This window comes from Roseixanthobacter psychrophilus, from assembly GCF_043195195.1.
Taxonomy (GTDB): Bacteria; Pseudomonadota; Alphaproteobacteria; order Rhizobiales; family Xanthobacteraceae; genus NCEH01.
The window spans coordinates 16,533-42,292 of sequence record NZ_JBAFWT010000017.1 but is presented as its reverse complement, the minus strand read 5'-3'; the positions used below and the strand labels follow the sequence as shown (position 1 = coordinate 42,292).

Here is a 25,760-nt window from a genome sequence, read left to right as displayed (position 1 = left end):
CGCCATCGTCTTGCCAAAATCACGGCTCGATGGCGGTGGCATCCTGCGGCGACGACAGCGGTGGCAGTTCTACTGTGGACAGATGCGGCGCCGGGCCTCGCTCGTGCACCGGCGGGGGCGCGGCTGCGATGCGGTTGATCACGCGGAAGGCGAACACCATGGCCGCTATGCCGAACGCGACGGCCCCCAGCGCCTGACCGAGAATCACACCATTCGCGCCCATCAGATCGGCGCCGATCCACACCAGCGGGATCGTACCGAGCGTGGCTCGTCCCCAATTGAAGAAGGTGGAGAGCAGCGGCGCCCCGAGATTATTGAACGCGGCATTCGCCACGAACAGGCCGCCGAGAAAAATGAAGCTGCCCGCCGTGACGAGGCAGAAGAAGGCGACGATCGCCTGTCCCTCGGCGGTCAATCCGAATGCCGATGCGATGGAATTGCGCAGCAGGGCCAGCAGGACCCAGACCACGCCCACATAGATCAGGGTGAGAATCAGGCTGTCCTTGAGCGTGGTGCGCAGGCGATCGAATCGACCGGCACCGAAATTTTGCCCGAAGATCGGCCCGACGGCCCCGGTGAGGGCGAACAGCGGCCCGAACGCGACGGGAATCACCCGCCCGATCACCGCGAAGGCCGCCACCGCGCCGTCGCCGAAGGGGGCAAGCTTTGCGGTGACATAGGCGTTGCCCACGGGGGTCGCCACATTGGTGAGGATCGCGGGAATCGCGATGGCCGATATGGGCCGGGCGTGACGGTTCCACATGGCGAGCGTCGGCCGCCGAAACAGATTGTGCCGTCTATGGCACGCGTGGAGTCCGTACAAAGTCATGAACAGGCGGGACACGACCGACACGATCGCGGCTCCCTCGACGCCCAGGCCGAGGGCAAGGATGAGCAGCGGGTCCAGCACTGCCGTCAGCAGGCCGCCGCCGAGGGTCACCCACATGGCGCGCCCCGCGTCTCCCGTGGCGCGCAGCAAGCCGGAGGTGATCATGCCGATGCCGAGCAGCGGCGTGGAAAGTGTGACGACCACGAGAAACCGGTCGGCGATATCGAGCGTCCGGCCCTGGGCACCGAGCAAGCCCAGCAGGGGCCGGATCAGCGGCAGCGACACCGCGGTCAGGATGATGCAGGCCAGGACCATATAGAGCATCGCGATGGTGGCGAGCGCGCGGGCATCTTCTCGATTTCCCGCGCCAAGCGCGCGCGAGACCACCGCAGATCCCGCGATCATGATGCCGAGCGCCACCGACGTGGTGAAGAACAGCATGGTGCCGGCATAGCCGATGGCGGCGGCCAGTTCGGCTTCGCCGAGCAGCGAGATGTAAAACAGGTTGAGCAGGTCGACGAGAAAGACCGAGACGAGACCGATGGATCCGGTGGCGGTCATCACCGCCACATGGCGCATGATGGAGCCATGCAGGAATTTGGCGGGCGCTTGGCTCATATCGTCGGTGTGTCTCTTTGAAGACTGCGTCGCAAGAGGCCGGCCGGACAAGCAATTGTGAAGGCACGCAAGATCTAGATCAGGCGCGATGCCCGCCCTCACCCACGCGGGGAGAAAGTCACGTCAGCCGGAGAATTCGGTCTCGTGGGCGAGCACGTCCTGCGCCTCGGGATTGAGCGGCTTTGCCGGCTTGTTGGGATCGGTGAGCGGCTCCGGCTCCACTTTCTGACCTGCCGATTCGGTACCGGCATAGAGCCCTTCCTGCACCTGCAGTTCGAGGCGGCGGCGATCCCGGGCGCGCACGTCCGCCACCAGGGCAGCGGCGGCCTGTTGGTCGAAGCCGAGGGCCTCGAGGGTGCGCCCGCCGAAGGCGAAGGCGGATTCCAAGGTCTCGCGCACCTCGAAGTCGACGGATTTACGCAGCAGGTCCATGGAATGCACGCGGTCGAAGGCGCGCACGTGCAGGCGGGCGTTGGGCATGTTCGCTTGAACGATATCGACGATGCGATCCGCCGCCTCGCGATCGTCCACGCACACGGCGATCACCTCGGCCTGGTCGGCGCCGGCCGACCGCAGCACGTCGAGGCGCGTGCCGTCGCCATAATAGATATGCACGCCGAACCGGCCGGCGCTCTGGATCATCTCGACATCATTGTCGATGATCGTGACGCCGACGCCTTCCGCCAGAAGGCATTGCGAAACGATCTGCCCGAACCGGCCAAAGCCGATCACCAGCACGCGGCCGCTGGCATCGGTGAAATCGTCCGGTTCCGGCTCCGCCTCGGCATGGCGCAGGCGCGGCAGCAGCAGGCCGATGCCGGCGAACACCAAAGGCCCGATCATCATGGTGAGCGCGGCGGTGGCGGTGAGAAGTTCCGCCTGCTCGCGATTGAGAATCCCGTTGGCGAGCGCCAGGGGAAACAGCACGAACGCGAATTCGCCCGCCGGCATCAAGACCGCACCGGCGCGCAATGCGTCGGCATCCGTGCGGTGGTCGGTGCGATAGAGCAGGAACACCACCACAAACTTGATGGCGGTGATCATCAGCGCGGCGAGCACCACCGGCACGATGTGCGGCAACAGCACCGTGAGGTCCAGCGACATGCCGACGCCCATGAAGAACACGGCCAGCAGCAACCCGCGGAAGGCGTCGATATTCGCCTCGAGTTCGTGGCGGAAGGTGCTTTCCGAAAGCAGCAGGCCTGCCAGGAATGCGCCGAGGGCCATGGACAAGCCGACCAGGGCCATCAGCCCCGCCGCGCCGAGCACCACCAGAAGCGCCGCCGCGGTCATCGCCTCGCGGGCCCCGGATCGCGCCAGCAGACGGAACAGCGGATTGAGCAGGAACCGGCCGGACACCACGATCACGCTCACCGCCGCGAGTGCGGCGGCCGCTTTCAGCAGAGTTCCCGTGACATCCGTGCCGAGATCGGATTCGCCGGGCGCCAACAGGGGCACCAGGGCAAGCAGGGGCACGATGGCGATATCCTGAAACAGCAGGATGGAGAACGCGCGTTGGCCGTAGCCGGACGGCAGGTCGTTGTGCTCTGCCAGCAATTGCAGGGCGATTGAAGTCGCGGACATGGCCAGCGCCATGCCGGTAATGATCGCTCCGGCGATACCGAAGCCGAGAAACCAGGCCACCGTGGCGATCACCATGCCGGTGATCAGCAATTGCGCGGTACCGAGGCCGAAGATGTAGCGGCCCATGGACAGCAGGCGCGAGGGCTGCAGTTCAAGGCCGATAAGGAACAGCAGCAGGACCACGCCCAGTTCCGCCACCGCGATCACGGTTCCCGGATTGGCGATATTGAACCCGGCGGGACCGATGGCGATGCCCGCAGCGAGATAGCCGACCACAGGCGAAAGTCCGAGACGGCGAGCAACCGGAACCGAGACCACGGCCGCCGCCAGGAAAGCGAGGGCGCTGATGAACAGGGTGTGGTCGTCTCCGTGCATCCGCCATGCCTTCTGCCAAGCTCACGCCGGCGCTTTTGTGCAGAGCAACAATGGCCAAACCATGCCGCTCGGCAATGCTGCAGTAAAGGCGGGATGAAGCCGTGGACCAAGGGGTTTTATGCCCTGTGCCCGCAGGGCGCCCGAGGAAGACGCAAAACGGGAGTGCGCCGCCCGCTGGGCTATTTGAGGGCGTCGAAGCCAGGGCCGAATCCGTTCAGCCCCAGGGGGATGCCGATGCCCTCCTCCGGCGTCTGGAAGATGATGAAGGTCGCCTGCTTGCCCTGCCGCAGCCGGCTGATCAGGGCGTCGTCCATCACCACTTCTGCGACGCATCCATTGGGCAGGCAGCGCACGAAGCCGGCGCGGCCGACATCGGTATCGTCGATCTTCAACCCCAGGCCGGATGGAATCAGGACGCCGAGCGGGGCGAGGATACGCAGCAAGCGGCTCTTCTGATCCGCCGTCTTCAGGATGATGACCGTCAGTCCGACATTCGGCCGGTCGTCAGCCTGGACGCTCTGCAGCAGGACGCATTGCTCGGTTTGTGCGCCGGGGGGCGTGTCGCAGCGAATCTGCCAGTCGCCATAGACCTGTTTCACCACGCCCTGCGCCATTGCGGAACCCGATGCACCCGTGAGGCCGCACAAGCCGACGAGCGCGGCGGCCATCGCGAGGACGGTCTTGCCAAGCCGGCGGACGGTCTTGGGGCGCCGATCGGTGCGGGCGTGTGCCCGCGACAACTTGAACTCCATGGGCACCGGCTCCGAAAACTGGCGGCAATCCAAACGAGCCGCGTCATAGCAGAAGGGCATAACGAACGCCCCGTGCATTTCGGCTTAAAAGGCTGACCGTCCATGTCAAGAATGCGGCGGCCCTTTGAGCAATAAAACGAATAATTGATGCGCCGAGGCCGGTTCGGACCCTCCCGGTGCCTGCTTGGGGTGGCATGGGGGTCTGGGAAAGGTCCTCTGAGGATCGTTCGCCGGCTGTACGGACGTAGGGGTATGCCGACCTTGTGTCGCATCGTGCGCCCGTGCGCCGCAATTGCGGGAGCGGGTTATTTGTGTTTGATTTAAGTCAAGAATGCGCCGGTTAACCGAGCGCGCTTTTGGCGTCCGCCATCTACCGATTACCGCTGCGCTTCCGGTAGCGACGGCGCCGCGCAGGGAGAGCAGATTACCATGATTTCGTTCATTCGCACCGGTGCTCTCGCCGTGGCCGCGCTGGTCGCCGCGATCTCTTTGAGCTCGGCTGCGTGGGCCGGTATGGGCCAGCCGTCCGATTGGCAGATCGGCCTCCAGGAAGCTGCGACGCCAGTGATGGCCAGCATTCATTCCTTCAACAATTTCCTGCTCGCCATCATCGTAACCATCGTTCTGTTCGTGATGGTGCTGCTGGCGATCGTGATGGTCCGCTTCAACGAGCGGGCGAACCCGGTCCCCTCCAAAACCTCGCACAATACGCTGATCGAGGTGATCTGGACCGTCGCGCCGGTGATGATCCTGGTGGCGATCGCGATCCCCTCCTTCCGCCTGCTCCACCTGGAGCTGAACATCCCGCCGGCGGACATGACCGTGAAGGTCACAGGGCATCAGTGGTACTGGTCCTATGAATATCCCGACAACGGCGGCTTCGGTTTCGATTCGCTGATGGTGGCGGAGAAGGATCTCAAGCACGACCAGCCGCGCCTGCTCGCCGTGGACAACGAGGTGGTTGTGCCGGTGAACAAGACCGTGCGCATTCAGGTGACCGCCGCCGACGTGATCCACTCCTTTGCAGTGCCTTCTTTTGGGGTGAAGATAGACGCCCTCCCGGGCCGGTTGAACGAATCCTGGTTCAAGGCCACCAGGGAAGGCGTCTATTACGGCCAGTGCTCGGAGCTGTGTGGCCGCGACCATGCTTTCATGCCCATCGCGGTGCGTGTGGTGAGTCAGGCGGATTTCGACGCCTGGGTGGCTCAGGCCAAGCAGAAGTTCTCTGCTGCGCCCGCGACGGTGCGCACCGCGCAGACCCCGGTCAGTGGGCCGCTTCTGCTGGCCGACGCGTCCAACTGAGGCATCGGCCTCGGACGCGTCCGCAACGATCGGACTAAGACCGGCATGAGATGGCGCGCGCCGCCTCGTGCCTGAAATCGAAAGGACCCGGTTGGGTCCCTGAAGGCCCAACGGCGTTAAAGATAAGACGGCAACGTCAAGACACTGAGGACTGGACTCATGGCCACCGAGGCTATCGCGCACGACGCGGCACATGCCGAGCACAATCCCACGGGATGGAAGCGGTGGGTGTTCTCGACGAATAACAAGGACATCGGCATCATGTACCTGATCTTCGCCATCGTGGCGGGGATCGTGGGCGGTGCGCTGTCCATCGGCATCCGAATGGAGCTGATGGAGCCGGGCCTGCAATATTTCAAGAACCCGCAGACCTTCAATGTCTTCACCACCGGTCACGGCCTGATCATGATCTTCTTCATGGTGATGCCCGCATTGATCGGCGGCTTCGGCAATTATTTCATCCCGCTGATGATCGGCGCCCCCGACACGGCCTTCCCGCGCATCAACAACATCGCCTTCTGGCTGATGCCGCCGGCCTTTGGGCTCGCCATCATCTCGCTGTTCGTCGAAGGGGCCGCCGGCTCCAACGGCTTCGGCGGCGGTTGGACGATCTATCCCCCGCTGTCCTCCAAGCTCGGCCATCCCGGCCCGGCCATGGACCTGCTGATCTTCGCGCTGCATATCGCCGGCGCGTCCTCGATCCTCGGGGCGATCAACCTCATCACCACCATCTTCAACATGCGCGCTCCGGGCATGACGCTGCACAAGATGCCGCTGTTTGCCTGGGCCCAGCTCATCACCGCCTTCCTGTTGCTGCTGTCGCTGCCGGTGCTCGCGGGCGCCATCACCATGCTGCTGACGGATCGCAACTTCGGCACCACGTTCTTCGATCCGGCCGGCGGCGGCGATCCGATCCTGTTCCAGCACCTGTTCTGGTTCTTCGGTCACCCCGAGGTGTACATCCTGATCCTGCCGGGCTTCGGCATCGTCTCCCACATCGTCTCCACCTTCTCGCGCAAGCCGGTGTTCGGCTATCTCGGCATGGCCTATGCCATGGTGGCGATCGGCGTGGTGGGCTTCGTGGTGTGGGCGCACCACATGTACACGGTGGGCCTTTCGGCTTCCACGCAGTCCTATTTCGTCGCGGCGACCATGATCATCGCCATCCCGACCGGCGTGAAGATCTTCTCCTGGATCGCCACCATGTGGGGCGGCTCGGTGCAGTTCCGTACCCCCATGCTGTGGGCGATCGGCTTCATCTTCCTGTTCACCGTGGGTGGCGTCACCGGCGTCGTGCTTTCGAACGCGGGCATCGACCGCTCGCTGCACGATACCTATTATGTGGTGGCGCACTTCCATTACGTGCTGTCGCTCGGCGCCGTGTTCGCCATCTTCGCGGGCTGGTATTATTGGTTCCCGAAGATGAGCGGCTACATGATCCCGGAATTCTGGGGGAAGCTGCACTTTTGGGTGACATTCGTCGGGGTGAATCTGGTGTTCTTCCCGCAGCACTTCCTCGGCCTTGCCGGCATGCCGCGCCGTTATGTGGACTATCCCGATGCGTTCGCGCACTGGAATTATGTCTCCTCCATCGGCTCCTACATCTCCGGTTTTGCCGTGCTGATCTTCCTGACCGGCATCGTCGTGGCCTTCCGGCGCAAGGAACTTGCCGGCCCCAATCCTTGGGGTCCCGGTGCGACGACCCTGGAGTGGACCTTGTCTTCTCCCCCGCCGTTCCACCAGTTCGAAGTCCTGCCGCGCATCAAGTGAGCGCGGGTTCCTCCTACGAGGCGAACCGGCGCGGGTTCCCGCGCCGGTTCCTTTTCACGGGGGCAAGGTTTTCGCAGCGGACCATGCGGCGTCCCGACAATCGCCGTTTTCCCGTTCCAGCGAAGCCGACACGACCGGGCGGCCCTGCCGCGCGGGCGAGCATCATACCGGCCAGGCGCCGGACCAGTAGAGTTCGAGGCGTGACGGGGCCGCGCGGCGGGCCCTGCGGGCCAGGCCCGTACCCACAGGACCAGTACGCATGAGCGACGTGAGTGTGAGCTTGAACCAGACGGCGGTCGCCCGCGGAACCGAGGCGGGTCTCGGCCTTGCCTCGCCGCGCGACTACCTGTCGCTGCTGAAGCCGCGAGTCATGTCGCTGGTCGTTTTTACGGCCCTTGTGGGGCTGGTGCGTGCCCCAGACCATGTCCATCCGGTGATCGCCTTCACAGCTTTGCTTTGCATTGCAGTGGGCGCTGGAGCCGCCGGTGCCCTCAACATGTGGTGGGATGCCGACATCGACGCGATCATGTCGCGCACGAAGGATCGGCCGATCCCCGCTGGCCGCGTTACGCCGCAGGAAGCCCTTGCCTTCGGCCTTACCCTCTCGGCGTTTTCGGTGGTTGTGCTGGGCTTGCTGGTGAACGAACTAGCGGGCGCGTTGCTGGCCTTCACCATCTTCTTCTACGTGGTGATCTACACCATGTGGCTGAAGCGCTCGACGCCGCAGAACATCGTCATCGGCGGCGCGGCGGGCGCCTTTCCGCCCATGGTGGCGTGGGCTGCCGCAACCGGCTCGGTCGGCTTCGAGAGCCTGCTTCTGGTGGCCATCATCTTCTTCTGGACGCCGCCGCACTTCTGGGCGCTCGCGCTCTATCGCGCCGACGATTACGCGCGTGCCGGGGTGCCCATGCTGCCGGTGACCGCCGGTCCCGACGAGACCCGCCGCCAGATTCTCCTCTACACGCTGTTCTTGGTTCCGCTTGCCGTTTCGCCGGTGGCATTCGGCTATGCGGGTTATGGCTATGGTGCGGTCGCCACTGTGCTCGGCGCGGGCATGGTATGGTTCGCGGTCAAGGTCTACCGCGTGCGCGACGGCGCGGCGGCGGTGAAGGCGAGCAAGCAATTGTTCGGCTTTTCAATCCTGTATCTGTTTTTGCTCTTCGCCTCGCTTTTGGTCGAAGCGCTGGTGGGAGTTTGATCCGTGGTGGATGAGAAGGAGAAGCGCGAGCCCGAACTGCCGGGCATCGTGCTGACGGACGAGCAGAAGCGGCGGCGGCGGGCTCGCTCCATCGCCATCGCGTCGGTGCTCGGCTTTCTGGTGGTTCTTTTCTACGTGGTGACCATCGTGAAGATGGGTCCGGCTGTCCTGAACCGGCCGTTGTGAGGATCGCATGAGCGAAGGTGGAATGCCCCCGGTGTCCGAGCAGGGACACGCCGCGGCTGCTCCCAAGCGGCGCCGGTACCGGCACATGCTTGTCGCTCTGGCTTGCCTCGCCTTTGCCGGCGGGATGGTCGGCGCGGCCTATGCCATCGTGCCGTTATACGCGATGTTCTGTTCGCTCACCGGCTTCGGCGGCGCCACCCGGGTCGGGACCCAGGTGCCGGAGAAGGTGCTCGACCGGATCATGCAGGTCCGGTTCGATTCCAACATCGCGCCCGGCCTGCCCTGGGAGTTCAAGCCCGAGCAAGCGGACGTGCGGGTGCGCATCGGCGAGACCAAGATGGTCTATTATCTCGCACGCAATCTGTCTTCGGCCGAGACCTACGGCAACGCCACCTATAACGTCACGCCGGCTCAGGCCGGGGCCTATTTCGTGAAGATGCAATGCTTCTGTTTCTCGGAGCAGACCATGCAGGGCAACGAGAAGGTCGACATGCCGGTGGTGTTCTTCATCGATCCGGCGATTGCCGATGACCCCGACTTCAAAAATGTGAAGACCATCACGTTGTCCTACACCTTCTTCGCTGCGCCCAAGCCGGCGGCACCGGTCGCGCGCGCGCCCGAAGCGGCGAGCGAGAGCGCGAAGAAGGCATTGTGAACTGTTCGGCCGGCGGGTCCGGCAGGTAAAAGATCGGCGTGCCGGGTGCGGGGCGCGGGGTTTGTGGGACAGGACGCAACCGTCGCATTGCGGCGGCGGCGCCGGTCCTGGTAGAACTTTAATGCTGGAAGGGGAGGCCGCTTCAGATGGCCGAGGGACACGTGAAGCAGCACGATTATCACATGGTGGAGCCGAGCCCGTGGCCCATCGTGGGCTCGATCTCGGCTTTCATTCTCACCGGCGGTGCGGTGGTTTGGATGCATGGTGGCACGGCCATCCCCATGGGGATTGGCTTCCTGGGCGTGCTCTACACCATGTTCGGCTGGTGGCGGGACATGATCCGCGAGGGTCATCTCGGCTTCCATACCCCGGTGGTGCAGATCGGGCTGCGCTACGGCATGATCTTGTTCATCGCCTCCGAAGTGATGTTCTTTGTCGCCTGGTTCTGGGCCTATTTCGATGCGGCCCTGTTCTCCGGCGAGGCGATCAATTATTCGCGCTTCGAATTCACCGGCGGCACTTGGCCGCCGAAGGGCATCGAGTCGCTCGATCCCTGGCACCTGCCGCTGCTCAACACGCTGCTGCTGCTCACCTCGGGCACCACGGTCACCTGGGCGCATCACGCGCTGCTGGAAAATGACCGCCAGGGTCTGAAGTGGGGCCTGCTGCTGACCGTGGTGCTGGGCGTGCTGTTCACGAGCTGCCAGGCGTTCGAATATCTGCACGTCCACTTCGGCTTTTCCGGCAATATTTACGGCGCCACCTTCTTCATGGCGACGGGCTTCCACGGCTTCCACGTCATCGTCGGCACCATCTTCCTGCTGGTGTGCCTGCTGCGCGCGGTCGCTGGGGACTTCACGCCCGACAAGCACTTCGGCTTCGAGGCCGCTGCTTGGTACTGGCACTTCGTGGACGTGGTCTGGCTGTTCCTCTTCGCGTTCATCTACGTGTGGGGCGCTGGCGCTTCGGCCCATTAGTCCGGTCGGAACCCGAAACGGGCTCGAACGGGAATCGGCGGGGCGGCGGGAGCCGCCCCGTTTTGTTTGGCAGATGGCCAAGACTGCCCACTGAGGTGTCCATGGAACCCTATTACAGCCCCGTCTCGCCCGTCGTGGCCGGCCTGTCCTGCCGCTGCCCGCGGTGCGGCAAAGGGAAACTTTTCAAGGGTTTCCTCCAACTCGCCCCGGAATGCGAGGCTTGCGGCCTCGATTATTCCTTCATCGATGCGGGGGACGGGCCGGCGGTGTTCGTAATCCTGATCGGCGGCTTCATCGTGGTTGCGCTCGCGTTCTGGGTGGAGGTGACGTTCGAGCCGCCTCTCTGGGTGCACGCCTTGCTTTGGATCCCTGGCATATTGATCGTCACACTCGGCCTGCTGCGGCCGTTCAAGGGGGTCCTGGTGGCCATGCAATATCGCAACCGCGCGGCCGAAGGCCGGCTGGAGCAGCGCGACGGCGAATGAGCGAGCCAGCACGTCGCGGGCTGCTTTTGCCCACCTTGACCGCGCTCAGCGCCCTTGTGGTGTTGCTCGGCCTCGGCACGTGGCAGATGGAGCGTTTGAGCTGGAAGAATGCACTGGTCGCCCAGGTCGAGTCGCGCGCTGCCCAGCCGCCGCACGCTGTCCTGCCCTTGTCGCAATGGCCGGCCGTGTCCCGTGAGATGGACGAGTATCAGCCGGTGCGCGCCACGGGCAGGTTCGACCATTCCAAGGAAACCCTGATCTATACGGTGCTGTCGGAACCCAAGGGCCCCTACAAGGGCCCGGGCTTCCAGGTGCTGACACCCCTGATTTTGGCGGACGGGTCGGCCATTCTCGTCAATCGCGGCTTCATCCCCGAGGAGCGGCGCGCGCCCTCGAGCCGGGCGCAAGGGCAAGTGGAAGGGCCCGTGACTGTCACGGGGCTGCTGCGCATGCCCGAGGAGCCGAGTTGGTTCGTGCCTGCCAACGATCCCGCGCGCAACGCCTGGTACCGGCGGGACCCGCTAGAGATTGGTGCGGCTCGGGGCCTCGCCAAAGTTGCGCCCTTCACCATTGATGCCGATGGCACTCCCAATCCCGGCGGGTTGCCGCAAGGGGGTGAGACGCGCCTCGCCTTCCCCAATCGCCATCTGGAATATGCGCTGACCTGGTACGGCCTCGCGGTGACGCTGGTGGGGGTCTACATCGCCTTCGTCATCTCGCGCCGGCGCGGAACGCTGTAATCCCAGCGGCCGGGCTTCGATGGGTGCCGCGCTGATGTCGCTGCCGTGGTTTCGCTCAAGCGCCGCACCTGCCTGACCATGGAAGGCGCTGCAGCTCACCGTCCTTGCTGTGAGCGGGTCTCAGCCGATGTAATAGCGGCGCGGGCGGTCGCCTTCGCGCATATAGCCGACGAAGCCGGCCACCCCGAGGCCCTGCGCCAGCAGGCCCGGCAAGAGCGAGGCGAGATCGCCCACGGTGAGGCCGTCGGGTGCCAGCAGATCGCGGATCGCAAATTGGCTGAATGCGGTCACCAGCAGCCAGATCACCAGCCCGATGGGTGCGACCGACAGGGTGCTGACCGCGCGACGGACTGTCATGATGACAAAGCTTATACCCCAGACGAAAAGAACCGCCTGTGGGAACAGGCCGAAGCGCAGCATCTGCGAGGATCCGCCGGGCGCGGCCAGGGAATCGACGATGGCGGACCAGGCCGCCTGGGGGCCCAGCACCGAAATCAGCGTGAAGAGACCCGCGAGAGGCACGGCGGTGATGCCGCAGGCACACCAGAAGATGATCGCGAGCAGGCCGGAAAGGCGCGGCGCGCCGATGCGGTGCGGGGGAATCGGGCGGAGGGTTGGCAGGCGCGGCATTGAAGATCCTTCAGCGAAAGCGGTCGCGCCAGGCGGCCTGGGCACCGGGATAGGGCAAGGTGGTCGCCTCGTAAATGGCACGCCCGATCGCGCGCGCGAGCACGCAGGCGGCAGTCGCGCCGAGTTCGGCTTCCGCGTGGCGGGTCGGGTCCAACTCCTTGCGGCCGGTCGCAAGCGCGAACACGCAATCCCCGTCGAGCGGCGTATGGACGGGAAAAAGCGATAGGGCCAGCCCGTCCTGCGCCATCACGGCGAAGGCGCGGGCCTCTGATCGGGTCAGCACGGCATCGGTCGCGACGATGGCGATCGTGGTGTTGGCGCGGGGCAAGGCCCCCTTCATGGAGAGCGCGGAGGCATCGTCCGGCCAATGCTGCGGCATGCCGAGGCCGCCGAATTCAGCATTTCGCTCGTACGGCGCCGCCCGCAGATGGGGGCCGGCGCCAATGAGCGGGCTCCCTACGGCGTTCACCGCCACCAGTGCGCCGACCACATGGCCGCCGGGTGAGACGGCGGAGGCAGAACCGAGCCCGCCCTTCACATGGGCCGTGGTGGCGCCCGTGCCCGCGCCCACCGAGCCGAGCGCGAAGGTGCCGTCACGCGCGGCCTGGGCCGCCTCGTAACCGAGCGTGGCATAGGGCGAGACCCGCCCCCAGGCCTTGTCGCCGCCGTTGAGCAGATCGAACAGGATCGCGCCGGGCACGATCGGAATGCGCACTGCCCCTACGGGATGGCCGCGTCCGTGCTCCGCCAGCCACGACATCACGCCGGATCCGGCGTCCAGGCCGAAGGCCGAGCCGCCGGAGAGCACCAAGGCATCCACGTGCTGGACGCTGGCGCCAAGGGCAAGCAGATCGGTCTCGCGCGTGCCGGGACTGCCGCCACGCACGTCCACGGCCGCGATCGTCGGCACGTCACAGATCACCGCCGTCACGCCGGACCCGAGCTTGAGGTCGGTCGCATGGCCGATCCGGAGACCCGGTACATCGGTTATGAGGTTGAGCATGAGCGATCCGCATCGGCAGGGTGCCGCCCCTAAGGTCTAGAGCATTTCGGCGCGAAGTGGACACCGGTGCGCGTGAAGAAAGAGCGACCGGGCATCAGGTTCGCCCCCAGGTCCACCGCCGCCATTTACGGCTGGCACACCGGGCCGGCTGCGGCAAAGCGGCCGATCACATGGCGGGGAGGGGGGCAAGGCCCCCTCTTGTGCGACGGCGGCATTCCGGCTCATGACTGGCGACGAAGAGGCTTGGCCGCTGGTGACTGCGGCCGGCCCCGGTTTCGCGTTCGAAGGGTGCTGCCTTCCCATGGCCGACGTCACGCTGCCTGCCGCCTTCGCCGCGGGCCTTGCGAGCTTTCTCTCTCCTTGCGTGCTTCCGCTCGTCCCGCCCTATCTGTGCTTCCTCGGCGGCGCGACCCTGGACGACCTCTCCAAGGCGGAGCCGTTGGCGCAGGTCGGACGGCGGGCGATCTTCGGGGCGCTGCTGTTCGTTTCTGGCTTCACTGTCGTGTTCGTGGCATTGGGGGCAGGTGCATCGGCCGTGGGCGAGGTCCTGCGGGCCCATCAGGAGGTGCTGTCGATCATCGCCGGGGTCGCCATCATCGTGATGGGCCTGAACTTTCTCGGCGTGTTCAAGATTCATGTGCTGTCGCGCACGGCCCGGCCGCACGTGAACGAGCCCACCGGCCTCTGGGGCGCCTTCGTGATGGGGCTCGCTTTCGCGTTCGGCTGGACACCGTGCCTCGGGCCGGTACTGGGGGCGATCCTGGCCGTCGCCGGCTCGGAGGCGACGGTGGCCAAGGGGGCAGGGCTTCTGGCGATCTATTCGGCTGGCCTCGGCGTTCCGTTCTTGCTGGCGGCGGTGGCGGTGCGGCCGTTCCTGAACGGGCTGCGCCACATGCGCCGCCTGCTGCCGGTGATGGAGAAGGTCATGGGGGCGATGCTGGTGATCACCGGCATCGCCTTCATGTCGGGTTGGATCGCCAGCGTCTCCTATTGGCTGATCGAGACCTTCCCGGCACTCTCCACCATCGGCTGAGGCGCTCAGGTGAGCGGCGTCATGACGTGGGTGCGATACGCCGGACGCTCTTTCAGACGTCCGTACCAAGCCTCAAGGTGGGGCATGGATGGGCGCTCCAGCGGCATCTCGAACCAGCCATAGGCAAAGCAGCCGAGCGGGATGTCGCCCATGGCGAAGGTTTCGCCCGAGAGATAGGGATGGCGCGCCAGCGCCGCGTCTACCCGCGTCAGCAGCTCGGCGCAGACGGCCGCGCCCTTTTCAACGGCAGCCATGTCGCGCTGGTCGGGCGGCGTGCGGACCAGGCCCCAGAACACGTCGCGGAACGGGCTGGCGAACGAGGAGGTGGTCCAGTCCATCCATTTGTCGCCGATCGCCCGCGCCGCCGGATCGAGCGGCCACAGCGTTCCCGCCCCGTATTGCGCGGCAAGATAGCGAACCACGGCATTGGATTCCCACAGCACCAAGCCGCCGTCTTCGATGCAGGGCACCAGACCGTTGGGGTTCATGGCGCGATAGTCGGGTTCGGCGACAACGCCGAAAGCTCCGCCGGCATTTTCATGCGCGAACGGCAGGTTCAGTTCGCCTGCGGCCCAGACCGCCTTTTTCACATTGGTGGAATTGAGGCGTCCCCAGATCTTCAGCATGGCGTCATCCTCTTGTTTTTGTTTCCGGCGGGCCATGCCGCCTCATGAAAAAGGCCCGCGCTTAAGCGCGAGCCCTGTTTCTTCATCCTTCGGATCGATCAGATCTCGCTGTAAGCGCCGTCCTTCCAGATATAGACGACATAATCCTTCTTGGTGATGTCGCCCTTCTTGTCGAAGGAGAGCGGGCCAAGCACCGTCTGGAACGTGGCGCCGGAGTGCATGTAGTCGGCAAGCTTTTTGGGGTCGGTGGACTTGGTCGCTTCCGCCGCCTGCTTGATGATCTGCACAGCGGCATAGGAATAGAGGACATAGCCTTCCGGATCCACGCCCTTGGCCTTGAACTTGTCCACCACTTCCTTCGCGGCAGGGTTCTTGCGCGGGTCGGGACCGAAGGTCATCAGCGTGCCGGCGGCGCCGGGTCCGGCGATGGACCAGAATTCCTTGTCGGTGATGCCGTCGCCGGAGAACAGAACGCTCTTGAGGCCCTGGTCGCGCATCTGCCGCACGATCAGTCCGGCTTCCGGATGCAGGCCGCCGAAATAAACGAGATCGACGCCCGCCGCCTTGAGCTTGGACACGAGCGCGGAATAATCCTTCTCGCCAGGATTGATGCCCTCGTAGAGCACTTCCTTGACGCCGCCCTTGTTCATCGCCTTCTGGGTTTCGTCCGCAAGCCCCTTGCCGTAGGGGGTCTTGTCATGGACGATCGCGACCTTCTTGCCCTTGAAATTGTTGACGATGTAGTCACCGGCCACCGCGCCTTGCTGGTCATCGCGGCCGCAGGTGCGGAACGTGTTCCACATCTTGCGCTCGGTGAACTGCGGATTGGTGGAGGCGGGGCTGATCTGCAGCACGCCGGATTCTTCGTAATCCGTCGAAGTCGGGATCGACACGCCGGAGTTGAAGTGGCCGACCACGTATTTCACGCCGTCCGAGATGAACTTGTTCGCCGCCGACTTGCCCTGCTCTGGCTTTGAGGCGTCGTCGCCGACAAAAAGCTCGATCTTCTGCCCGTTGATGCCACCGGCGGCGTTGATGTCCGCCACTGCCTGGTCGACGCCGGTCTTGATCTGCGCGCCGAAGGCGGCATTCGCTCCGGTCATCGGGGCGCCTACGCCCATTTTAAGAGGCGCTTGCGCATGGGCGGCCGGACCGGCCGCCGCCGCAAGGGCGAGGCCGGCGCCGACCGTCAGGCCGGCAAGTAACAGCTTCCTCATCCTGTTCTCCTCTGGTTGTACCGAGCGCCGAAGACCCTCAGCGCGGCGGCAGAACGTGCGTCCGGCCGCCATTGTGCCGGTTTCTCATCGCCTGTCGACACGCCATGTGGGCTACGCCGCTTCATCCGTGCCGGCCTTGTTGCGCCAGGAAAGAGGGCCGGCCGATTCGTAAAGCCAGTCGTAGCGCAGCGTCATCTGCTGCTTGCGCACCGCGCGGAAGCCGAGCGTGGCGATGGCGAACAGGAGCACTGCTTCGACGGTATAATGACCAAGTGCGAACAGCGTGCCCTTGAACAAAGCGAAATGGCAGAAGCGCACAGCTGCCGTCAGCAGCAGCGCATAGACAAAGACGAGGATGAAAGGTTTCCAGCCCTTCGCCATAGCCCGCCCGGTGAGCCACGCCGCGCCGCCGCCGAGGAACAGGGTCACAAGCATGAAGTCGCCGGTGGAGACTTCGACCACCTCGCTCGGCCGCACGATGAAGAGCACCAGGATCGCCGCCAGCGCCAGCACCGGCAGGAGGATCATGGGCGAGGTGGGGCGGCCGGGATGGGGCAGGTTCGCCATGGTCACGCACCTCCTTCGAGATAGGCGGCCTTGACCTCGGGCCGTTCCAGAAGCTCACGCCCGGTGCCGGCCATGGTGATCGTGCCATTGACCAGCACGTAGCCCCGGTGCGCCAGCTTGAGCGCGTGAAACGCGTTCTGCTCCACCAGGAATACGGTCAGGCCCTCGGTCTGGTTCAGGTCGCGGATCACGTCGAAGATCTGCCGCACCACCAGCGGCGCGAGGCCGAGTGAGGGTTCGTCGAGCAGCAGCAGGCGCGGGCGGCTCATGAGCGCGCGGGCGATCGCGAGCATTTGCTGCTCGCCACCGGAGAGCGTGCCGCCGCGCTGGTGCAGGCGCTCCTTGAGGCGCGGGAACATCTCGAACATGCGCTCCAGATCTTCCGCGAAATGAGCGCTGCCGTTCAATGCGGCGCCCATCTGCAGGTTCTCGTAGACGCTCATGCGCGGGAAGATACGCCGCCCTTCCGGCGCTTGGGCGATGTTCAGCCGCATGATCTCATGGGTCGGCAGGCGTGTGATGTCCTGTCCGGCGAACAGGATGGTGCCCTCCTGGGCGCGCGGCGCGCCGCAGATGGTCATCATGAGGGTGGATTTCCCGGCCCCATTGGCGCCGATGAGAGTGACGATCTCGCCCTCGTTCACCTCAAGGTCGACCCCGCGAAGGGCCATGATCTTGCCGTAGAAGGTTTTGACCCCGCTGAGGGAGAGGAGCGGGCTCACGGGCTCACCTCCGCTTCCACCTGTTCGACCGCGTCTTCATCGACGCCGAGATAGGCGGCGATGACGCGGGGATCGGCGCGCACCTCGGCGGGGGTGCCGTCGGCGATCTTGCGGCCGTATTCCAGCACGATCACATGGTCGGAAATCTCCATGACCACCGACATGTCGTGCTCGATCAGCAGCACCGAGGTCTTCTCCTCCCGGATCGCCAGCAGAAGCGCGTTGAGCGCCGCGGATTCGCGCGGATTGAGGCCGGCGGCGGGCTCGTCGAGGCAGAGCAGGGCAGGCTCGCTGCACATGGCGCGGGCGATCTCCAGCCGGCGCTGGTCGCCGTAAGGCAGGTCGCCGGCGGGATCGTCCGCCCGGTCCACGAGCGCGATCCGCTCCAGCCAATGGAGGGCGCGCGCAATCGCCTGCTTCTCGCGCCGCTGCCAGCTCGGCAGATTGAGCAAGGCAGAGGGCGAGAGCAGGCCGCTCTCGGTGAGGCTCATGTGCTGGGCCACCAGCAGATTCTCAAGCACGGTCATGCCGGAGAACAGGCGGATGTTCTGGAACGTGCGGGCGACCTTGGCCTGAGCGGCGACCTCGTGGTCCGGCAGCCGCTCCAGCAGGAACAGGGCACCGGCTTGCGTCTTCGATGCTGCGAGGCCGTTGCGGGTGAGGGCGGCGATCTCGGCCGGCGTCGGCGGGCCGCCCTGGGCTAGGGCGATGCGTCCTGAACTCGGCTTGTAAAAGCCAGTAATGCAGTTGAAGACGGTGGTCTTGCCCGCGCCGTTGGGACCGATGACGGCGGTGATGTCGCCGCGCCCGGCCCTCAGCGACACGTCGCCGACGGCGATCAGTCCGCCGAAGCGCATGCACAGATGATCGACCAGCAGGATGGGGTCGGTGTCCCAAGGCCTCATCCGTGGCCCTCCTTTACGAGGTCGCCCGAGACCTTCTTGCGCTCCTTGAGGAAGATGGTGGCAAGCCGGCTGGAGACGAGCCCGCGCGGGCGCCAGACCATCACTGCCACCATAGCGAAACCGAAGATCAGCATGCGGTAGAGGGTGGGATCGAAATCGGCGCCAAGCAGCCAAGGCTCCTTCAGGAAGGTGAGGTTGCGCAGCAATTCCATGCCGCCGATGAGCAGGATGGCGGAAGCGGCAACCCCCATCTGCGAGCCCATGCCGCCGAGCACCACGATCGCCAGGATCACCGCTGATTCCATGAAGGTGAAGGATTCCGGGGAAACGAACCGTACCCGCACCGCGAAGAAGGCGCCGGCGAACCCGCCGAACATGGCGCCGATGGAAAACGCCGTGAGCTTTGTCAGGGTCGTGTTGATGCCGAGGGAACGGCAGGCGATCTCATCCTCGCGCAGCGCCTCCCACGCCCGGCCCACCGGCATGCGGCGCAGCCGCACCGTCACCAGCGCAGTCAGGGCCGCAAGGCCGAGGATGACGAAATAAAGGAAGATCATGCGGTGCATGGCGCTGAACTGCAGCCCGAACAGGGCCGCAAAGCCATCCTCCCCAGACGAGAAGGGAATGCCGAAGAAGGTGATGGCGGGAATGGAGGAAATCCCGGCCCCACCGTTCGTCAGGTCCACCCAATTTATGAGCACCAGGCGGATGATTTCACCAAACGCCAAAGTGACGATGGCGAGATAATCACCCCGCAGCCGCAGCACGGGAAAGCCGAGGATCAGGCCCCAGAAGGCTGCAAGCAGGCCGGAGATGGGCAGGCACAGCCAGAACGACCACGTCGCCCAGAATCCCTCGCCCAATTGGCCGGCGAAGAAAGCGTCGATGGGGACGCTGGTGGAAAGCAGGGCAAATGTGTAGGCACCCACCGCATAGAAAGCGACATAGCCAAGGTCGAGCAGGCCGGCGAGGCCGACCACGATGTTCAGCCCCCAACCGAGCATCACATAGGTGAGGATGTAGATCCCAAGATCGATGTAATAGCGGCTGCTGCCAAGGTCGCCCGCGGCAAGGATCGCCAGCGCCGGAAACGCGATCGCGAAGGCGAAGAAGACCGGCTTTGCGAACGGCGATGCCTTGTCGGCAAAGGCGGAAAGAGCGGCGTTGGATTTGCCGCTCTTCACCCGCCCCGGCCGCCACACGGTGAGGTGCATCACGAAGCGCAGCACCATGACGATGGCGGCGAAAATCGTGACAAGGCCGAAGCGGTAGGTGAGGATCAGCGGGCCGCCGCCATCTTCCGTCGCCCGTAGTCCCACGAGCGGGGTTAGCAGCAGGAAGGTGATGACACCGCTGACGAGCGCATCCTTCACGGCGATGGACAGAGCGGACTCCCGGCCTGCCGCAGACACCCCCGCCTGCATCAGACCTTCTCCACTTCCGGCCGGCCGAGCAGGCCCTGGGGCATGAAGATGAGCGTGATCGCAAGGATCGAAAAGGCGGCCACGTCCTTGTATTCGATCGAGAAATAGGCGGACCAGAAGGTCTCGATGAGGCCGATGAGCAAGCCCCCCAGCACCGCGCCAGGCAAGGAGCCGATGCCCCCAAGCACCGCTGCCGTGAACGCCTTTACCCCCGGCACGAAGCCGTCGGAGAAGTTCACGACGCCATAATTCATCAGGTACAGGGTGCCCGCGACCGCGGCTAGCGCCGCGCCGATGATGAAGGTGAGGGAAATGGTGCGGTCCACGTCCACGCCGAGCAGTGCCGCCATCTTGCGGTCCTGCTCGCAGGCGCGCTGGGCGCGGCCGAGGGAGGTCTTCTGCACCACCCACCAGAAGATACCGAGGCACACCGCGGTGACCACCATGATGATCACCTGCTTATAGGCCAAGGTGACCTGATAGCCGCCCCGGTCGAGCACGACGATCACGTCTGTCACCAGGGGCGGAATGGACTTGTTGCGCGGCCCCTGCGCCACCTGGACGAAGTTCGAGAGCAGGATCGACATGCCGATGGCGGAGATCATAGGTGCTAGCCGGAACGAGCCGCGCAGCGGGCGATAGGCCACGCGCTCGATGGCCCAGCTCACCAGCCCGGTGAAGATCATCGCCACCACCAGCACGATGGCGAGCACCAGGAACACCGAAGTTATCCCAAGCACGGTGGTCAGCAGCAGAAAACAGGTCAGGCCGATGAAGATGGAGACCATGAAGACGTCGCCATGGGCGAAGTTCACCATGCCGATGATGCCGAACACCATCGTATAGCCGATGGCGATGAGGCCGTAGATGGAGCCGAGCGTCAGCCCGTTGATGAGCTGCTGGAGGAAGATTTCCATCCGTCCGATGCCCCCGTGTTCAAATGCGCCTATTTCTTGATCGTGCTCGCAGATTGGGCGCCACCGTTCGACTCATAGCGCGGGCTGCGGCCGGAAACAAATCGCCAGGGTTCGGGCGCTCCAATGAGCCGAGTTTCCCACAGGCGAGGACGCGCGCAAGGTCCCGGTGTGCGGGCATCCCCTGATTTACGGTGCCGGCCATCCTCCGCACGGCAGCGCGGCAACGATGGAATCGGCGCCGCCCGCCGCCGATCGCCCTTGACCGTACCGGTCCCGCAGACTCACACTGGAAGAAATAAAAGGTGCGGGATGGCGGGCGTCGGTGAAATCCAGCGCAAGCGCCATGTCTGCTTCGGGAGGTGCGTATGACGCAAGTGAGCATGACGGTGAATGGCCACCTCGTGTCCGCGGAGGTCGAGCCGCGGACGCTGCTGGTGCAATTCCTGCGCGAAAAGCTTCTCCTTACCGGCACCCATGTCGGCTGCGATACCAGCCAATGCGGCGCTTGCGTGGTGCATGTGGATGGCGCCGCTGTGAAGTCCTGCACCATGCTGGCCGTTCAGGCTGAGGGGCAGGCGATCACCACCATCGAGGGCATTGCAAATGGTGCGGTCCTGCATCCGATGCAGGAAGCCTTCCGCGAGCACCACGGCCTGCAGTGCGGCTTCTGCACGCCGGGCATGATCATGACCGCGCTCGATCTCGTGGCCCATCACGGGCCCGATCTCGACGAGGCGACGATCCGCGCGCAGCTCGACGGGAATTTGTGCCGCTGCACCGGCTATCACAATATCGTCAAGGCGGTGGAAGCTGGCGCCCACGCGATGGGTGGAGCCCTGAAGCACGCCGCCGAATGAGGATCGGGGCCTGACGGCCCCGCGCAATCTGCTTTCGACGCAGCGACGCTCGCCGGCAAGACGCGGGCGCGGTGCGGGATGACAAGATCCGCCAGTCCCCCGGGGAGGACGCCATGAACGCCAACAGCTTCGATTCCAGCAAGGTGACGCCGCTGGGCGCACCGGTGCGCCGCAAGGAAGATCGCCGCTTCATCACCGGCAAGGGCCGCTACACCGACGATCTTTCGCGCCCGGGCCAGGCGCACGCCTATTTCCTTCGCTCGCCTTATGCCCATGCCCGTATCCGTGGCATCGATATTTCGGCGGCATCGCGCATGCCCGGCGTGGTGGCGATCCTGACCGGGGAGGATCTCGCCCGGGACGGGCTCGGCGGCCTCATCTGTGGTTGGATGATCCATTCCAAGGATGGTTCGCCGATGAAGGCCGGCGCCCATCCCGCCCTCGCCAAGGACAAGGTGCGCTATGTGGGTGACCATGTGGCCGTCGTGATCGGCGAGACGCTGAACGCCGCCAAGGACGCGGCGGCCGCCATCGAGGTGGATTACGAGGTGTTGCCGGCGGCGGCCGATCTCGGCTCGGCGCAGGCTGCCGGGGCCGCGCTGATCCATGACGAGGCGCCGCGCAATACGGTGTTCGAATGGGAGCTGGGCGACAAGGCCGCCACCGAGGCCGCCTTCGCCCGCGCCGCCCATGTGACCACCATCGACCTCGTCAACAATCGCCTTGCCCCCAACCCCATGGAGCCGCGCGCCGCCATCGGCGAATATGATCCGGGGGATGAAGCTTATACGCTGTGGACCACCAGCCAGAACCCGCATGTGGCGCGCCTCGTGCTTTCGGCCTTCGTCGGCCTCGCGCCGGAGAACAAGCTGCGGGTGATCGCCCCCGACGTTGGCGGCGGCTTCGGCTCCAAGATCTTCATCTATGCGGAGGAGACGGTCTGCGCCTGGGCCTCCAAGCATGTCGGGCGGCCGGTGAAATGGACTTGCGACCGCTCCGAGGCCTTCTTGTGCGATGCCCATGGACGCGACCACATCACCCATGGCGAACTGGCGCTGGATGCCCAGGGCAAGATCCTCGCCTTCCGGGTGAAGACGATCGCCAATATGGGCGCCTACCTCTCCACCTTCGCCTCGTGCGTGCCCACCTATCTCTACGCGACGTTGCTGTCGGGACAGTACGACATCCCCGCGATCTATTGCGAGGTGGATGCGGTCCACACCAATACCGCGCCGGTGGACGCCTATCGCGGCGCCGGCCGGCCGGAGGCGACCTTCCTGGTGGAGCGCATCGTGGAAAAGGCGGCGCGGGAGATCGGCCAGGATTCGGCAGAATTCCGCCGGCGCAACTTCATCACCAGCTTCCCGCACCAGACGCCGGTGATCCTCAACTACGACATCGGCGGCTATGCCGCCTCGCTGGATAAGGCCCTGGAGCTTTCGGACTATGCCAATTTCCCGGCGCGCAAGGCGGAAGCCGCCCGGCGCGGCAAGCTGCGCGGAATAGGCTTGTCCAATTATATTGAGGCGTGCGGCATCGCCCCCTCGGCGGCCGTGGGGTCGCTCGGCGCCGGCGTCGGCTTGTGGGAGAGCGCCGAGGTGCGCGTGAACCCGACCGGCAATGTAGAAGTGCTCACCGGCTCGCACAGCCATGGCCAGGGGCACGAGACCACCTTCGCCCAATTGGTCTCCGCCCGGCTCGGCATTCCCATCGACCAGGTGACCATCGTGCATGGCGACACCGACAAGGTGCAGTTCGGCATGGGCACCTACGGCTCGCGCTCCGGCGCCGTCGGCATGTCGGCCATCGTCAAGGCGCTGGATAAGGTGGAGGCCAAGGCCAAGAAGATCGCCGCGCATATCCTGGAAGCGTCCGAGGGCGATATCGAGTTCAAGGACGGCCAGTTCACCGTTGCCGGCACCGACCGTTCGCTGGCGTTTGCCGCGGTCGCACTGAACGCTTATGTCGCGCACAAATTCCCCACGTCCGAGATCGAGCCGGGCCTGAAGGAAGGGGCGTTCTACGATCCCGTAAACTTCACCTTCCCGGCCGGCTGCCACATTTGCGAGCTGGAGGTGGACCCGGAGACCGGGACCACTGAAATCATCAAATGGGTCGCGGTCGACGATTTCGGCGCCATCATCAATCCGATGATCGTCGAAGGTCAGGTGCATGGCGGCATCGCCCAGGGGGTGGGGCAGGCACTGTTGGAAGGCGTGCGCTACGATTCCGACGGACAGCTCGTGACCGGCTCCTACATGGATTACACCATGCCCCGCGCCGGCGATTTGCCCGCGTTCGTGGTCGGCATGACCGAGACCCGCTGCCCCTCCAATCCTCTGGGCATAAAGGGATGCGGGGAGGCCGGCGCCATCGCCGCGCCGCCCGCCGTGATCAATGCTTTGACGGACGCTCTGGGCACGGAGGATATTCCCATGCCGGCGACGCCCGCGACGCTGTGGAAAATCGCGCAAGGGCAGCTTGCCCGCCGCGCGGCCGAGTGAGGGAGACGCACCATGTATGCCTTCGATTATCAGCGCCCCGCCGGCCTCGATGAAGCCCTCGCCGCCCTGCGGGCAGGTGAGGACGTGAAGCTGCTCGCAGGCGGTCAGACCCTGCTGCCGACCCTCAAGCAGCGCCTCGCCCAGCCCTCGGCCCTGGTGGACCTTTCTCGCCTTCCCGGTCTCAGCGGCGTCGAGCGGATCGACGGCGGCCTGCGCATCGGCGCCATGACACGTCACGCCGAGGTTGCCGCCTCGGCGCTGGTGGCGCAGGCCATTCCAGCCCTTGCGGCGCTTGCCGGCCTGATCGGCGATCCGGCGGTGCGCAACCGAGGCACCATCGGCGGCTCGATCGCCAACAATGACCCAACTGCGGATTATCCCGCCGCCTGCCTCGCGCTTGGCGCCACCATTGTCACCAGCGCCCGGCGGATTGCGGCGGAGGATTTCTTCACCGATCTGTTCGAGACGGCATTGGCGCCGGACGAGGTGATCCTGGCGGTGGAATTCCCCGCCGGTGTGCGGGCCGCCTACCAGAAATTCCGCAATCCGGCCTCGCGCTATGCCATGGCCGGCGTGTTCGTGGCCGAGCGGGGCGGCGACGTACGGGTGGCGGTCACGGGCGCAGGGCAGAGCGGCGTGTTCCGCTGGGGCGAGGCGGAAGCGGCACTGACTGCGCATTTTTCGCCTGACGCCGTGGCCTCCCTCTCGCTCGATCCCGCAAATGTCATGTCGGATTTGCACGGCAGTGCGGAGTATCGCGCGCAGTTGGTGAAGGTCATGGCAAAGCGCGCCGTCGCGGTGATCCTCGGCTGAGGGGCGGCGGTTCGGGAGCAGTCTTGCCTGATCGCCCGGCTTTGGCGCCCTGTTCGGCGCCGTCGACAGGCCCGCGCGCGCTTGCGAAACCGGGCCAGGCAAGCCACAGGATCGGGGCATGAGTGAATGCTGAAGACCCAGGCTGCCCCATGACCGCTTCTGCCCTTCCGTCCTCCATCGAGGCGACCGAAGCCCTTCTCTCCGGTGCCGGCTATGTGCCCGACCGCGCTCTGGCGACGGTGCTTTTCCTCGCCTTGCGCATGGGCCGTCCGCTGCTGCTGGAGGGCGAGGCCGGCGTCGGCAAGACCGAGGTGGCGCGCACCCTGGCGGCGGCGTTGGGCCGCCGGCTAATCCGCCTGCAATGCTACGAGGGGCTGGATCTTTCCGCCGCCGTCTATGAATGGAACTATGCCGCGCAAATGATCGCCATCCGCCTCGCGGAGGCGGCCGGCGAGAGCGACAAGGGCGCGATAGCGTCCGACGTGTTTTCCGAGCGCTATCTGCTGCGCCGGCCGCTGCTGGAGGCCCTGATGCCGGACCCGGCCGGCGCTCCGGTCCTGCTGGTGGACGAACTGGACCGCACCGACGAGGCGTTCGAAGCCTTCCTGCTGGAAGTGCTCTCGGATTTTCAGGTGACCATCCCGGAACTCGGCACGGTGAAGGCGGCGCATCCTCCGCTGATCATCCTCACCTCCAACCGCACGCGCGAGATCCACGACGCGCTGAAGCGGCGCTGCCTCTATCATTGGGTGGATTATCCGAGCGCCGCGCGCGAACTGGCGATCCTCAAGGCGCGTCTGCCCGGTCTGCCGGAACGCCTGTCCCGCGAGGTGGTCGGGTTCGTCCAGGCGCTGCGCCGGGAGGATGTGTTCAAGGTGCCCGGCGTCGCCGAGACCCTCGATTGGGCGTCCGCTTTGGTGGAGCTGGATGCGGCGGCGCTCGATCCGGCGGTGGTGGGCGACACGCTCGGCGTGCTGCTGAAATACCAGGACGACATCGCCCGCACCGATGCCGGGCGCATCGAGCGGCTGATCGCGGAGACGCGAGAGGCCCTGCGGCCGCTGGAATGAT

Annotated in this window: 25 protein-coding genes; 13 read left to right on the top strand and 12 right to left on the bottom strand. The window is 65.3% G+C overall.

Going from position 1 to position 25,760, the window contains the following annotated elements; genetic code table 11:
* Window positions 1–19: 19 nt before the first annotated feature.
* From V5F77_RS15815 to V5F77_RS15805, 3 genes are all read right to left on the bottom strand, one after another.
* Window positions 20–1,447, bottom strand: coding sequence for an MATE family efflux transporter (locus V5F77_RS15815; RefSeq protein WP_429006320.1), 1,428 nt, complete (start codon window positions 1,445–1,447; stop codon window positions 20–22).
* A gap of 123 nt (window positions 1,448–1,570) precedes the next feature.
* Window positions 1,571–3,406, bottom strand: coding sequence for a monovalent cation:proton antiporter-2 (CPA2) family protein (locus V5F77_RS15810; protein WP_429006319.1), 1,836 nt, complete (start codon window positions 3,404–3,406; stop codon window positions 1,571–1,573).
* A 179-nt stretch (window positions 3,407–3,585) separates the two neighbouring features.
* Entirely contained in the window at window positions 3,586–4,074 is a 489-nt protein-coding gene (locus V5F77_RS15805) for an invasion associated locus B family protein (RefSeq protein ID WP_429006380.1), read from the bottom strand.
* A 513-nt stretch (window positions 4,075–4,587) separates the two neighbouring features.
* On the opposite strand from V5F77_RS15805, the gene coxB reads away from it, so the two are divergent.
* From coxB to V5F77_RS15765, 8 genes are all read left to right on the top strand, one after another.
* The gene (coxB, locus tag V5F77_RS15800; RefSeq protein ID WP_429006318.1) at window positions 4,588–5,460 is read left to right on the top strand and encodes a cytochrome c oxidase subunit II; all 873 of its coding nucleotides are present in this window, start codon (window positions 4,588–4,590) and stop codon (window positions 5,458–5,460) included.
* A 159-nt stretch (window positions 5,461–5,619) separates the two neighbouring features.
* Window positions 5,620–7,230, top strand: a complete 1,611-nt coding sequence (gene ctaD, locus V5F77_RS15795; protein WP_429006317.1) for a cytochrome c oxidase subunit I — start codon at window positions 5,620–5,622, stop codon at window positions 7,228–7,230.
* 259 nt (window positions 7,231–7,489) lie between these two features.
* A complete protein-coding gene (gene cyoE / locus V5F77_RS15790) occupies window positions 7,490–8,428 on the top strand; it encodes a heme o synthase (protein WP_429006316.1) in 939 nt (312 codons plus the stop codon).
* 3 nt (window positions 8,429–8,431) lie between these two features.
* Window positions 8,432–8,614, top strand: coding sequence for a hypothetical protein (locus tag V5F77_RS15785; protein ID WP_429006315.1), 183 nt, complete (start codon window positions 8,432–8,434; stop codon window positions 8,612–8,614).
* 31 nt (window positions 8,615–8,645) lie between these two features.
* Complete coding sequence (locus V5F77_RS15780; protein WP_429006379.1) at window positions 8,646–9,269, top strand: cytochrome c oxidase assembly protein; 624 nt, start codon at window positions 8,646–8,648, stop codon at window positions 9,267–9,269.
* A gap of 146 nt (window positions 9,270–9,415) precedes the next feature.
* Complete coding sequence (locus V5F77_RS15775) at window positions 9,416–10,246, top strand: cytochrome c oxidase subunit 3 (RefSeq protein ID WP_429006314.1); 831 nt, start codon at window positions 9,416–9,418, stop codon at window positions 10,244–10,246.
* A gap of 101 nt (window positions 10,247–10,347) precedes the next feature.
* Window positions 10,348–10,731, top strand: coding sequence for a DUF983 domain-containing protein (locus V5F77_RS15770; protein ID WP_429006313.1), 384 nt, complete (start codon window positions 10,348–10,350; stop codon window positions 10,729–10,731).
* Window positions 10,728–11,471 carry an SURF1 family protein gene (locus tag V5F77_RS15765; RefSeq protein ID WP_429006312.1) on the top strand — a complete coding sequence of 248 codons (744 nt, stop codon included), beginning with the start codon at window positions 10,728–10,730 and terminating at the stop codon, window positions 11,469–11,471. Before V5F77_RS15770 ends, V5F77_RS15765 begins: the two co-directional genes overlap by 4 nt.
* A gap of 120 nt (window positions 11,472–11,591) precedes the next feature.
* Here the strand turns inward: V5F77_RS15765 and V5F77_RS15760 are convergent, their stop codons facing one another.
* Both V5F77_RS15760 and V5F77_RS15755 read right to left on the bottom strand, forming a co-directional pair.
* Window positions 11,592–12,101: a hypothetical protein gene (locus V5F77_RS15760; RefSeq protein WP_429006311.1), complete on the bottom strand. Its 510-nt coding sequence runs from the start codon at window positions 12,099–12,101 to the stop codon at window positions 11,592–11,594.
* Between the two features lie 10 nt (window positions 12,102–12,111).
* On the bottom strand, window positions 12,112–13,104 hold the full coding sequence (locus V5F77_RS15755) for a P1 family peptidase (RefSeq protein WP_429006310.1): 993 nt from the start codon (window positions 13,102–13,104) through the stop codon (window positions 12,112–12,114).
* Window positions 13,105–13,405: 301 nt separating this feature from the next.
* On the opposite strand from V5F77_RS15755, the gene V5F77_RS15750 reads away from it, so the two are divergent.
* Window positions 13,406–14,137, top strand: a complete 732-nt coding sequence (locus tag V5F77_RS15750) for a cytochrome c biogenesis CcdA family protein (RefSeq protein ID WP_429006378.1) — start codon at window positions 13,406–13,408, stop codon at window positions 14,135–14,137.
* A gap of 5 nt (window positions 14,138–14,142) precedes the next feature.
* Here the strand turns inward: V5F77_RS15750 and V5F77_RS15745 are convergent, their stop codons facing one another.
* From V5F77_RS15745 to V5F77_RS15715, 7 genes are all read right to left on the bottom strand, one after another.
* Window positions 14,143–14,763, bottom strand: coding sequence for a glutathione S-transferase (locus tag V5F77_RS15745; RefSeq protein ID WP_429006309.1), 621 nt, complete (start codon window positions 14,761–14,763; stop codon window positions 14,143–14,145).
* A 98-nt stretch (window positions 14,764–14,861) separates the two neighbouring features.
* Window positions 14,862–15,980, bottom strand: a complete 1,119-nt coding sequence (locus tag V5F77_RS15740; protein ID WP_429006308.1) for a branched-chain amino acid ABC transporter substrate-binding protein — start codon at window positions 15,978–15,980, stop codon at window positions 14,862–14,864.
* Window positions 15,981–16,091: 111 nt separating this feature from the next.
* The gene (locus V5F77_RS15735; protein ID WP_429006307.1) at window positions 16,092–16,547 is read right to left on the bottom strand and encodes a DUF6867 family protein; all 456 of its coding nucleotides are present in this window, start codon (window positions 16,545–16,547) and stop codon (window positions 16,092–16,094) included.
* 2 nt (window positions 16,548–16,549) lie between these two features.
* Window positions 16,550–17,218, bottom strand: coding sequence for an ABC transporter ATP-binding protein (locus V5F77_RS15730; protein ID WP_429006377.1), 669 nt, complete (start codon window positions 17,216–17,218; stop codon window positions 16,550–16,552).
* A 47-nt stretch (window positions 17,219–17,265) separates the two neighbouring features.
* Window positions 17,266–18,174, bottom strand: a complete 909-nt coding sequence (locus V5F77_RS15725; RefSeq protein ID WP_429006306.1) for an ABC transporter ATP-binding protein — start codon at window positions 18,172–18,174, stop codon at window positions 17,266–17,268.
* Window positions 18,171–19,598, bottom strand: a complete 1,428-nt coding sequence (gene livM, locus V5F77_RS15720) for a high-affinity branched-chain amino acid ABC transporter permease LivM (protein WP_429006305.1) — start codon at window positions 19,596–19,598, stop codon at window positions 18,171–18,173. Before livM ends, V5F77_RS15725 begins: the two co-directional genes overlap by 4 nt.
* Window positions 19,598–20,515 (bottom strand): branched-chain amino acid ABC transporter permease, encoded by a 918-nt coding sequence (locus V5F77_RS15715; protein ID WP_429006304.1) that lies wholly within the window; start codon window positions 20,513–20,515, stop codon window positions 19,598–19,600. Before V5F77_RS15715 ends, livM begins: the two co-directional genes overlap by 1 nt.
* Window positions 20,516–20,880: 365 nt before the next feature.
* Between V5F77_RS15715 and V5F77_RS15710 the strand changes: the two genes are divergently transcribed.
* The 4 genes from V5F77_RS15710 (at window position 20,881) to V5F77_RS15695 (ending at window position 25,759) form a co-directional block, all read left to right on the top strand.
* Window positions 20,881–21,372, top strand: coding sequence for a (2Fe-2S)-binding protein (locus tag V5F77_RS15710; protein ID WP_429006303.1), 492 nt, complete (start codon window positions 20,881–20,883; stop codon window positions 21,370–21,372).
* 113 nt (window positions 21,373–21,485) lie between these two features.
* Entirely contained in the window at window positions 21,486–23,876 is a 2,391-nt protein-coding gene (locus V5F77_RS15705; protein WP_429006302.1) for a xanthine dehydrogenase family protein molybdopterin-binding subunit, read from the top strand.
* A gap of 12 nt (window positions 23,877–23,888) precedes the next feature.
* Window positions 23,889–24,689, top strand: coding sequence for an FAD binding domain-containing protein (locus V5F77_RS15700; RefSeq protein WP_429006301.1), 801 nt, complete (start codon window positions 23,889–23,891; stop codon window positions 24,687–24,689).
* Window positions 24,690–24,838: 149 nt separating this feature from the next.
* Window positions 24,839–25,759, top strand: coding sequence for an AAA family ATPase (locus V5F77_RS15695; RefSeq protein WP_429006300.1), 921 nt, complete (start codon window positions 24,839–24,841; stop codon window positions 25,757–25,759).
* Window position 25,760 lies beyond the last annotated feature (1 nt).

Excerpts from the sequence above, each read along its gene's own strand:
- V5F77_RS15715 (WP_429006304.1), bottom strand. The coding sequence starts at position 20,515 with ATGGAAATCTTCCTCCAGCAGCTCATCAACGGGCTGACGCTCGGCTCC.
- V5F77_RS15750 (WP_429006378.1), top strand. The coding sequence starts at position 13,406 with ATGGCCGACGTCACGCTGCCTGCCGCCTTCGCCGCGGGCCTTGCGAGC.
- V5F77_RS15700 (WP_429006301.1), top strand. The coding sequence starts at position 23,889 with ATGTATGCCTTCGATTATCAGCGCCCCGCCGGCCTCGATGAAGCCCTC.
- V5F77_RS15815 (WP_429006320.1), bottom strand. The coding sequence starts at position 1,447 with ATGAGCCAAGCGCCCGCCAAATTCCTGCATGGCTCCATCATGCGCCAT.
- V5F77_RS15760 (WP_429006311.1), bottom strand. The coding sequence starts at position 12,101 with ATGCCGCGCCTGCCAACCCTCCGCCCGATTCCCCCGCACCGCATCGGC.
- V5F77_RS15735 (WP_429006307.1), bottom strand. The coding sequence starts at position 16,547 with ATGGCGAACCTGCCCCATCCCGGCCGCCCCACCTCGCCCATGATCCTC.
- V5F77_RS15745 (WP_429006309.1), bottom strand. The coding sequence starts at position 14,763 with ATGCTGAAGATCTGGGGACGCCTCAATTCCACCAATGTGAAAAAGGCG.
- V5F77_RS15740 (WP_429006308.1), bottom strand. The coding sequence starts at position 15,980 with ATGAGGAAGCTGTTACTTGCCGGCCTGACGGTCGGCGCCGGCCTCGCC.
- V5F77_RS15805 (WP_429006380.1), bottom strand. The coding sequence starts at position 4,074 with ATGGCCGCCGCGCTCGTCGGCTTGTGCGGCCTCACGGGTGCATCGGGT.
- V5F77_RS15695 (WP_429006300.1), top strand. The coding sequence starts at position 24,839 with ATGACCGCTTCTGCCCTTCCGTCCTCCATCGAGGCGACCGAAGCCCTT.
- V5F77_RS15730 (WP_429006377.1), bottom strand. The coding sequence starts at position 17,218 with ATGGCCCTTCGCGGGGTCGACCTTGAGGTGAACGAGGGCGAGATCGTC.
- V5F77_RS15755 (WP_429006310.1), bottom strand. The coding sequence starts at position 13,104 with ATGCTCAACCTCATAACCGATGTACCGGGTCTCCGGATCGGCCATGCG.
- V5F77_RS15810 (WP_429006319.1), bottom strand. The coding sequence starts at position 3,406 with ATGCACGGAGACGACCACACCCTGTTCATCAGCGCCCTCGCTTTCCTG.
- ctaD (WP_429006317.1), top strand. The coding sequence starts at position 5,620 with ATGGCCACCGAGGCTATCGCGCACGACGCGGCACATGCCGAGCACAAT.
- livM (WP_429006305.1), bottom strand. The coding sequence starts at position 19,598 with ATGCAGGCGGGGGTGTCTGCGGCAGGCCGGGAGTCCGCTCTGTCCATC.
- V5F77_RS15710 (WP_429006303.1), top strand. The coding sequence starts at position 20,881 with ATGACGCAAGTGAGCATGACGGTGAATGGCCACCTCGTGTCCGCGGAG.
- V5F77_RS15770 (WP_429006313.1), top strand. The coding sequence starts at position 10,348 with ATGGAACCCTATTACAGCCCCGTCTCGCCCGTCGTGGCCGGCCTGTCC.
- cyoE (WP_429006316.1), top strand. The coding sequence starts at position 7,490 with ATGAGCGACGTGAGTGTGAGCTTGAACCAGACGGCGGTCGCCCGCGGA.
- coxB (WP_429006318.1), top strand. The coding sequence starts at position 4,588 with ATGATTTCGTTCATTCGCACCGGTGCTCTCGCCGTGGCCGCGCTGGTC.
- V5F77_RS15725 (WP_429006306.1), bottom strand. The coding sequence starts at position 18,174 with ATGAGGCCTTGGGACACCGACCCCATCCTGCTGGTCGATCATCTGTGC.
- V5F77_RS15775 (WP_429006314.1), top strand. The coding sequence starts at position 9,416 with ATGGCCGAGGGACACGTGAAGCAGCACGATTATCACATGGTGGAGCCG.
- V5F77_RS15765 (WP_429006312.1), top strand. The coding sequence starts at position 10,728 with ATGAGCGAGCCAGCACGTCGCGGGCTGCTTTTGCCCACCTTGACCGCG.
- V5F77_RS15705 (WP_429006302.1), top strand. The coding sequence starts at position 21,486 with ATGAACGCCAACAGCTTCGATTCCAGCAAGGTGACGCCGCTGGGCGCA.